Below are 7,919 nucleotides of genomic sequence, written 5' to 3' on the forward strand. Positions count from 1 at the left end.
CGATGTCGCCGTCGGGTTATACAGCCGTAAACCCGGCGACGACATCGAACAGTTCCGCATCAATGCTTTCCTGCCGCAAGTGATGGTAGGTATGCGTCAACCCATCCAGCATTTCATCGATATTCTTTTCCGCCCGTTGCATGGCAGCCAGGCGGCTGGCGTTTTCGCTGGCGAGCGATTCCGCACAGGCGCGGTACAGCGAGACGAACAGGTATTCGCGGATCAGCGCCCATAGGGTCGTTTCAGCGGAACCCAGCGCTTCCGGCAGTTTGTTGGTGGGCCAGCCTTGTTGCATCAGTGCTCGCTGCCATTGCATATCCAGCGGCAGCAGGCGTTGGCTGGCCGGTTGGTACTGGTCGGCGCTGGTGCCAGGGCGGTTGTGGAACAGGTAAATCTGGCTGATTTCACCGCGTTCACGGCAGCTTTCAGTCGCCAGCAGGATTTGCCCGACCAAGGACGTGATGCCGCTGAGGGAATTGGGGGTGTTGAACACGTCGCAAGGGGGCAGGGATTGGTCCAGCAGGCGGTCGCGCATCCGTTCCCCTACTGCCCAGACCTGCTTGCCGCCGGGAAGCCCGGCCAGGGAATGGGCAACATAGGTAGCCAGCACGTCATTGAACTGGCCGATCAAGCCCTGATCAGAACCAAAGACGATTGCGCCAGTGTGTACCTTGGCGTGCGGATTGGGCGGGGCCAGCAGTTGCACCATCCCAGGTTGGCGCAGACAGGCGACCAGCCCCATTTCCACCGTGTGGTAATAGACTTCGAGGGATTCCACCGCGCGTTCGTACTGGCGGATGCTGGAGGCGGCCAGTGCCTTCATGGTGCGCACCACCGCTTGCAGGTCGCTGGCGCCATTGATCCGGTGTCGCAGGCTTTCGATATTGTCGCTCATGTGGCTGGCCTGAAACCGGCTTCGGCGTACAGATCCAGCTCGGCCTTGCGCATTTGCTCCAGCGGCACGGCGTCGAATTTGCCTTCGCCCAATGCCTGTAACAGGCTGATTTGTGCTGCCACCGGAACCAGTTCATGTGCGGGTTGTTGCAGGCAGGCACGGATGCGTTGCCCGCGTTCCAGCACCTTGCGGGTGTTTTCATCCAGGCGGGTGCCAAAGCGTGCGAAATTTTCCAGCTCCTCAAATTGCGCGTAAGCCAGTTTGAGGCTGCCTGCGACTTTGCGGTAAGCGGCCTGTTGCGCCTTGCTGCCAACCCGCGACACCGAACGGCCCACATCCACCGCAGGCAATACGCCCAGTTCAAACAGCTTGGGCGAGAGGTAAATCTGCCCGTCGGTGATCGAAATCAAATTGGTGGGAATATAGGCCGACATATTCTGCGCTTCGGTTTCGATGATTGGCAGCGCGGTCAGGGAACCGCCGCCCAGTTCCGGGCGCAGATGGGTGGAACGTTCCAGCAGGCGTGAGTGAATGTAGAAAATGTCACCCGGAAATGCTTCCCGCCCCGGCGGACGCCGCAACAGCAGCGACAGCTCGCGGTAGGCGCGTGCATGGCTGGTCAGGTCGTCGTACACGATCAGCACGTCGCGGCCCTGCTGCATGAACTGCTCGGCAATGCTGGTCGCGGCGTAGGGCGCAATATACGTTAGCCCCGGTGCGTCATTGCCTTCAGTGACGACCACCGTGGTGTAGGCCAGTGCGCCGTGTTCGCGCAAATCGGCCACCACTTTCGCCACGGCTGAAGCGCGTTGGCCAATAGCGCAGTATACGCACAGCACATTCTGGTTATGCTGGTTGAGGATGGCGTCCACCGCAATGGTCGTCTTGCCGGTCTGACGGTCACCGAGAATCAGTTCACGTTGCCCGCGCCCAATCGGCACCAGTGCATCGATGACCTTGATGCCGGTTTGCAACGGTACGCTGACCGGGGAACGATCCATGATGGGGGCGGACGGGCGTTCCACCGGCAGGCGCTGGCTGCTGTCGATGGCTCCCAGACCGTCGAGTGCTTCGCCCAGCGGGTTGATAATGCGCCCGATCAAGGCGTCACCAACAGGCACATCCACCACCCGGCCGGTGCGTTCGGCTTCGTCGCCTGCCTGCAAGCGCCAGTAATCGCCCAGCAGCACCACGCCCACGTCGGTTTCGCCGAGGTCAAAGGCGATACCGTATAGCCCACCGGGGAATTTCACCAGCTCTTCCGAGCCGACATTGGGCAGGCCGCTGACACGGGCAATGCCGGTGGCGACGCTGGTGACGCGGCCAATTTCACGGGCTTGCAGCTCAGGGGTAAAGGTTTCGCGGCTGTGGGCGATGTCGGCGAAGGTCTGTTCGAACAGGGGGCGGAGGGTGTCAGGCGGCATGGGTGAATTCTCCGCTAGTGATTTTGTTACCCAGCAATTTGGCCAAGCCTGCTTCCATGTCTTCCAGATAATCCGCAATGCTCCAGGCGACCTTATGCCCGTTGCTGATCAGCTCAATGCCACTGAGCAGTTCAGGGTCAGTTTCAATGCGAATGTTTGGCGTCAGTTGCAAGGCGTCCTGCACTGCCTGGGTCAGGGCAGTTTGTTGGTTGGCGGGTAATGGAAACGCGCTGCGGATCAGCATCGGGAAGTCAGCATTGGCTTCCGCCGCTTGCAACTGCGCTTTTTCTTCCGCCTCCAGATTATGCAGGCGCTGGATAAAAACGCTGACGATACGGCTTTCCAGTTCGGCATCCGCCAGTTCCGCCAGCGTTTTGCGGGCGATGGCGAACACTTCGTGGCTAGTGCGGGCGGTGATGCTCTGGCGCAGGTTTTGCTGTTCCTTGCGCAAGGCTTCCTGCCATTGGGAACGCAGGTTGCTGGCTTCTGTGCGGGCGCTGTCCAGCAATTGCTGGCGGGCAGTCTGGGCTTCGGCGGCGGCTTGTTGCAGCAGGGCTTTGTGTTGCTGCTCGAAATCAGCCTGCTGTTGCGCCAATTGTGCTTGCACTTGTTCGGCAGCGGCTTTAGCGTCAGCGGCTGCCTGTTCGCGGCGGGCAATACGCTGTTCACGGGCATCGATCGCGTCCAGCACCGGTTGGTAGAGAAAGTGTTTCAGCAGCCAGATCAGCACCAGAAAGTTGACGATCTGCGCGCCAACGGTGAACCAATCAATGAGCACGGTTTAGCCTCCGGCAGCCTGGGCGATGGCGTGGTTCCAGAAGGGGTTGGCGAAAATCAGGATCATGGAAACCACGAAACAATAGATGGCGATGGATTCAATCATCGCCAGCCCGACAAACAGGGTGCGGGTAATGGTGGAAGCAGCATCCGGCTGTTGCGCCAGCGAGGTCAGCGCGGCGGCGACTGAACGGCCTTCGCCCAGTGCCGGGCCGATACCGCCGATGGCGATAGTCAGCCCGGCGGTGATGATGGATGCGATGGCGATCAGGGTCATGTTGTCCATATTGTTTTCCTTCTGATACGGGGTTCAGGCTGCTTCGCCGCGGGTAGCTGCGGCAATGTAGACCGTCGCAAGAATACTGAAAATATAGGCCTGCACCATGCCGGTCAGCAAGTGCAAAAGGTTCATCAATACCGGAAATAACAAAGGTGTCACCGTCAGCAGGATGGCGATAATCATGCCGCCGCTCATGACATTGCCGAACAGGCGGATAGCCAGCGCCAGCGTGCGCGAAATTTCGCTGACAATATTGAACGGCAGCATAATGAAGGTCGGTTGCAAATACGATTGCAGATAGCCGCCCACGCCTTGTTCGCGGATGCCGTATAGGGGCGCGGCAATGAAGACGCAGATGGCCAGTGCAGTAGTGGTGGAAAGCGAGCCGGTCGGCGGTTCATAGCCGGGGAAAATGACGGATAGGTTTGCCACCACAATGAACAGGAACAAGGTGCCAATAAACGGCAGGTAACGCCGGGCCTGGGTTAGGCCGATTTCCTCAATCTGATCCTTGATGCCCAGCACAACCACTTCCAGCACATGCTGCCAGCGTGAAATATGGGAATCGGTACTCAACTTGCGCGTCACCAGCCAGGAACCCAGCGTCAGCGCCAGCATCAGCACCCAGGTCATCACAATGGTCAGGTTGAGGTGCGCGAAACCGTATTCCCAGAAAACCACTTCATCGGAGCTGAGATGCATGATTGTTCTCCTGCGGCGCAGGGGCGAAGCGGGTGATCACCATCCGCGCCAGTACGAATCCGGCCAGCGCCGCCAGCAGCCGTTGCCAGTCGCCCGCCGCGATAGCATAGAAACCAGCCAGTGCCACGCCGGTGCGCAGCACGAAACTGGTGAAGAACCATAAGGCAGGGTTGACGGCGACGGAGCCTTTGCGCACTGTCCACCACAGCCCACCAAAGAAGAAAATGCCGAGCGCAATGCCAACGATCAATGGCAGCGTGAGGTGTTCAATCATTCGGCTTTTCCTCATCATCGTGGATAGCTTTCTGTTCTTTCATCATCCAGTGACAGGCATTGAGGCATCCCAACAACAGGCCGACCAGAAACAGGTTCAACGCCCACAGATAATGGCCTGGGCAGCAGTTATCCAGCCACAAGCCGATCAGCAGGCCGAGTAGCCCTGGCACAACGATTGACCAGCCGACTACGCCCAACATGCCGAGGCCGAACCAGACAGGTTTGTGCGCCTGCCGCTGGGCTTTCAGTTTGCGCTCGGCTTTGGCGTTGATCTTGCGTGTAAAATGATTGTCTTCGGTGGTGCTCATACATATCCCTCACGGTTGCTGCAGCCCGCTGAAGTGGCGGATGAAACCGCTTTCCAGTTTCGCCAGGGTGGTGCGGACTTCGCGCTCGCGTTCATCCAGATTCAGGAATTGCTCTCGAACGGCGGCGTGCAGGCTTTGCAGGTCGGCTCCGCGCTGGGCATTGCGCACTGAGATGCGTACCTCGCTGCCGGTTTTCACCAAGATGCCTTCATCCACTGCAATATACACCTCGCCATCTGCTGCGGTGGTGCAGGTGAGAATGCCGGGTTCCAGCGCGGCTACGCAATCCAGCCGGTGGGGTAACAGGCCGAAGGAACCGTTGTGGGTTTCCGCCACGATGCTTTGCACATCCGCGATGTCGGCGAATATCTGGAAGGGGAGCAGGATTTGCAGGCGCATCAGGCCAGAGCGCCCGGTAGCCAGATCAGGGTTCCCGGCTGCCGCCGTATTGGCGTTGAGATTGCGCATGGGGCACCTCCGTTGGTGTCGTCACATCCCGCTAGTATAACGCGCGCCAGCCACCAGGGCCGCCAGTATTTTGCAGAAAAAATCCCGTGCCACAAACAAGCCTGACCCATCAGGGGAAGTTTTCTTCGGGCTGGGTTTGCCTTAGAATCGCGCCGCAAAAATAGGCCTTATGCGAGGATGAGATGCCAACATTAGTACAGCGATTGAGCGTGGTCTTACTGCTCGGTCTGTTTCCGTTTCTGTCTGCGTCAGCGGCGGAAACCTTGCGGGTTGGCGTCAAGCCTTCCGAACCCTGGGTGATGTATGACCCGGCCCTGCCGGTTGCCGAGCGCCATCCGATGGGTTTCAGCATTGAGCTGTGGCAGGCGTTGGCGGAAAAGCTGGGGGCGCAGACTGAATGGGTGTATTTCGACACCACCAAGGAGCTGGTGGACGCCGCCGCCGAAGCGAAAATTGACGCCGGTATCGCCGCCATCACCGTGACGGCGCAGCGGGAACAGCAGGTGGACTTTTCCAACTCCATGTATGAACTGGGCTTGCAGATTATGGTGGCGCCTGCGTTCCAGCAGTCCAACCCGTTCCTCGTCATGCTGGGTGAGTTGGGGCGGTTGTTTTCCTGGCAAACCTTGCTGGTGTTCATCGTCTTGCTGTTCATCACCGCGAACTTGCGCTTGTGGGCCGACCGCCACAGCACGTTGCCGCCCAGTTTTCCGGCAAGCTATGTCGCGGGCGTGCGTGAAGCGCTCTGGTGGGGCGTGACCATGCTCCTGACTTGGGAAACGCCCCATAGCCGGGGGCTGGCGCGCATCATTGACCTGATGTGGCACCTGACGGGGCTTATTTTGTTGAGCATCCTGACGGCGGTTGTCACCAGTGCGCTGACCGCCCAGGCCGTCAATGGGGCGATCCGTTCGGAAAAGGATTTGCCGGGCAAACGGGTGGTGGCGGTGGCGACTGACGCCCCTCGCCTCTGGCTGGAGCAGAACGGCATTACGGTGACGCCCGTCGAAAGTATTCAGGAAGGCATGGAACGGGTGCGTCAGGGCAAGGCTGACGCATTGGTGCATGATGGGCCGCGCCTGAAATACCTGGCCAACCAGATCAATCAGGAGGCGGGGCAGACCGTCCTGGCGGTTGTGCCTGCTTCCTTCAACCCGCAAAGCTACGCCATCGCCTTTCCGGATGGCAGCCCATTGCGTGAGCAAGCCAACCGTGTGCTGTTGCAATTGAGGGAGTCACAGCAGGGAGCCCCCAGCTTGCATGAGGATTTGCGCGCCAAATGGATCAAGGATTGAGCTTGCTGCTGCGGGCGTTCAGTGCGCTGGTTCCTTGTTCTTGGCTTCGTCAACCGCACCGATCATGTACAAGGCGCTTTCCGGGTAATCCTTGAATTCGTCGTTGAGGATGCGCTCGCAGCCGTCGAGGGCGTCTTCCAGGCTGACGGTTTTGCCTGCCATGCCGCTGAACTGGCCAGTGGTGTAGAACGGCTGGGTGAGGAAACGTTCCAGCCGCCGCGCCCGGAACACGGTGTTGCGGTCGGCCTGTGAAAGCTGTTCGAGGCCGAGCATGGCGATGATGTCCTTGAGGTCTTCGTATTGCGCGAGGGTGCGGCGCACGGCTTGCGCCAATTGGTAATGGCGTTCGCCGACGATGGCGGGGGTGAGCATTTTGGAGCCGGATTGCAACGGGTCGACTGCCGGGTACAAGCCTTCGCTGGCACGTTTGCGCGACAGCACGATGGAGGCCGACAGGTGCGAAAAGGTGTGCACTGCCGCCGGGTCGGTGAAGTCGTCGGCGGGTACGTACACGGCCTGGATGGAGGTGATCGCGCCCGCTTCAGTGTTGGCGATGCGTTCCTCCAGTTGAGCGAGTTCAGTGCTCATGGTGGGCTGGTAGCCGAGGCGCGAGGGCATTTGCCCCATCAGCCCGGAGATTTCCGATCCGGCCTGGATGAAGCGGAAAATGTTGTCGATCAGCATCAGCACGTCGCGCTGTTCGTCGTCGCGGAAATATTCGGCCATGGTGAGGGCGGCGTGGCCGACGCGGAAACGGCTGCCAGGCAGTTCGTTCATTTGCCCGAACAGCATCACCATATTGGGCAGCACGCCTGCTTCCTGCATGTCGCGGTAGAGTTCCTCACCTTCGCGGCAGCGTTCGCCGATGCCGCAGAAAATGCTGACGCCGTGGTGCTTGCCTGCGACGTTGTGGATCATTTCACTGAGCAGCACGGTCTTGCCCACGCCCGCGCCACCGAACAGCCCGGCCTTGCCGCCGCGCTCCAACGGCGTCAGCACGTCGATGGCCTTGATGCCGGTGACGAACACTTCCGAATGGGTGGAACGGCTGGCCAGCGTGGGCGGGGAATGGTGCACCGAGCGCCATTCCACATCCTTTGGCGGCGGCAGGCGGTCGATGGGGTTGCCGAACACGTCGAACATGCGCGAAAGGGTGTTGCGCCCGACCGGCACGGTGAGCGGCCCGCCGGAATCCTCCACCGTATCGCCACGCGCTAGGCCAGCGGTGGGGGTGAGGGCGATGGCGCGGACTTTCTGTTCGTCAAGCTGGGTGAGGACTTCGAGCACGATGGCGCGGTCTGTGCCTGTGCGCAGCACGCTGCGGATCGGCGGCAGGTGCTGTGGGAAGCGGATGTCGATGACGCTGCCACGCACGGCGGTGACTTGGCCGGTGTTGGCTGGGGTGGCTCCATTCAGGTGCTGGTTCATGGGGGAACGTCCTAGTAAGTATCCCCCGGCAAAGCCGGGGGCTTTAGAATATGTGAGCCGCTCAAA

Annotated in this window: 10 protein-coding genes; 1 reads left to right on the plus strand and 9 read right to left on the minus strand. The window is 60.2% G+C overall.

Translation table 11 applies throughout. The features are described from left to right. Window positions 1–16: 16 nt before the first annotated feature. The 8 genes from VSS37_RS02115 to VSS37_RS02150 are packed head-to-tail and all read right to left on the minus strand — an operon-like array spanning window position 17 to window position 5,130. A complete protein-coding gene (locus VSS37_RS02115; protein WP_324692969.1) occupies window positions 17–895 on the minus strand; it encodes a F0F1 ATP synthase subunit gamma in 879 nt (292 codons plus the stop codon). Next, a complete protein-coding gene (locus tag VSS37_RS02120; protein ID WP_324692970.1) occupies window positions 892–2,319 on the minus strand; it encodes an alternate F1F0 ATPase, F1 subunit alpha in 1,428 nt (475 codons plus the stop codon). The genes VSS37_RS02115 and VSS37_RS02120 overlap by 4 nt, the downstream gene beginning before the upstream one ends. Further along, window positions 2,309–3,097 (minus strand): F0F1 ATP synthase subunit delta, encoded by a 789-nt coding sequence (locus VSS37_RS02125; RefSeq protein WP_324692971.1) that lies wholly within the window; start codon window positions 3,095–3,097, stop codon window positions 2,309–2,311. Before VSS37_RS02125 ends, VSS37_RS02120 begins: the two co-directional genes overlap by 11 nt. Window positions 3,098–3,100: 3 nt before the next feature. Then, a complete protein-coding gene (locus VSS37_RS02130; RefSeq protein WP_324692972.1) occupies window positions 3,101–3,382 on the minus strand; it encodes a F0F1 ATP synthase subunit C in 282 nt (93 codons plus the stop codon). A 24-nt stretch (window positions 3,383–3,406) separates the two neighbouring features. Further along, entirely contained in the window at window positions 3,407–4,078 is a 672-nt protein-coding gene (locus VSS37_RS02135; RefSeq protein WP_324692973.1) for a F0F1 ATP synthase subunit A, read from the minus strand. Continuing rightward, complete coding sequence (locus VSS37_RS02140; RefSeq protein ID WP_324692974.1) at window positions 4,059–4,352, minus strand: N-ATPase subunit AtpR; 294 nt, start codon at window positions 4,350–4,352, stop codon at window positions 4,059–4,061. Before VSS37_RS02140 ends, VSS37_RS02135 begins: the two co-directional genes overlap by 20 nt. Beyond that, window positions 4,345–4,662, minus strand: coding sequence for an AtpZ/AtpI family protein (locus VSS37_RS02145; protein WP_324692975.1), 318 nt, complete (start codon window positions 4,660–4,662; stop codon window positions 4,345–4,347). The genes VSS37_RS02140 and VSS37_RS02145 overlap by 8 nt, the downstream gene beginning before the upstream one ends. Before the next feature lie 9 nt (window positions 4,663–4,671). Beyond that, on the minus strand, window positions 4,672–5,130 hold the full coding sequence (locus tag VSS37_RS02150) for a F0F1 ATP synthase subunit epsilon (protein ID WP_324692976.1): 459 nt from the start codon (window positions 5,128–5,130) through the stop codon (window positions 4,672–4,674). A 182-nt stretch (window positions 5,131–5,312) separates the two neighbouring features. Between VSS37_RS02150 and VSS37_RS02155 the strand changes: the two genes are divergently transcribed. Continuing rightward, entirely contained in the window at window positions 5,313–6,425 is a 1,113-nt protein-coding gene (locus VSS37_RS02155; protein WP_324692978.1) for a transporter substrate-binding domain-containing protein, read from the plus strand. 18 nt (window positions 6,426–6,443) lie between these two features. Here VSS37_RS02155 and atpD read toward each other — a convergent pair. Further along, the coding region (gene atpD / locus VSS37_RS02160) for a F0F1 ATP synthase subunit beta (protein ID WP_324692979.1) at window positions 6,444–7,919 on the minus strand (1,476 nt) is incomplete at its 5' end.

The sequence above is a fragment of the Candidatus Thiothrix phosphatis genome (genome assembly GCF_035668035.1).
Classification (GTDB): domain Bacteria; phylum Pseudomonadota; class Gammaproteobacteria; order Thiotrichales; family Thiotrichaceae; genus Thiothrix; species Thiothrix phosphatis.

Coding starts and splice junctions, on each gene's coding strand:
- VSS37_RS02155 (WP_324692978.1), top strand. CDS start 5,313: ATGCCAACATTAGTACAGCGATTGAGCGTGGTCTTACTGCTCGGTCTG.
- VSS37_RS02140 (WP_324692974.1), bottom strand. CDS start 4,352: ATGATTGAACACCTCACGCTGCCATTGATCGTTGGCATTGCGCTCGGC.
- VSS37_RS02115 (WP_324692969.1), bottom strand. CDS start 895: ATGAGCGACAATATCGAAAGCCTGCGACACCGGATCAATGGCGCCAGC.
- VSS37_RS02150 (WP_324692976.1), bottom strand. CDS start 5,130: ATGCGCAATCTCAACGCCAATACGGCGGCAGCCGGGAACCCTGATCTG.
- VSS37_RS02120 (WP_324692970.1), bottom strand. CDS start 2,319: ATGCCGCCTGACACCCTCCGCCCCCTGTTCGAACAGACCTTCGCCGAC.
- VSS37_RS02130 (WP_324692972.1), bottom strand. CDS start 3,382: ATGGACAACATGACCCTGATCGCCATCGCATCCATCATCACCGCCGGG.
- VSS37_RS02145 (WP_324692975.1), bottom strand. CDS start 4,662: ATGAGCACCACCGAAGACAATCATTTTACACGCAAGATCAACGCCAAA.
- VSS37_RS02135 (WP_324692973.1), bottom strand. CDS start 4,078: ATGCATCTCAGCTCCGATGAAGTGGTTTTCTGGGAATACGGTTTCGCG.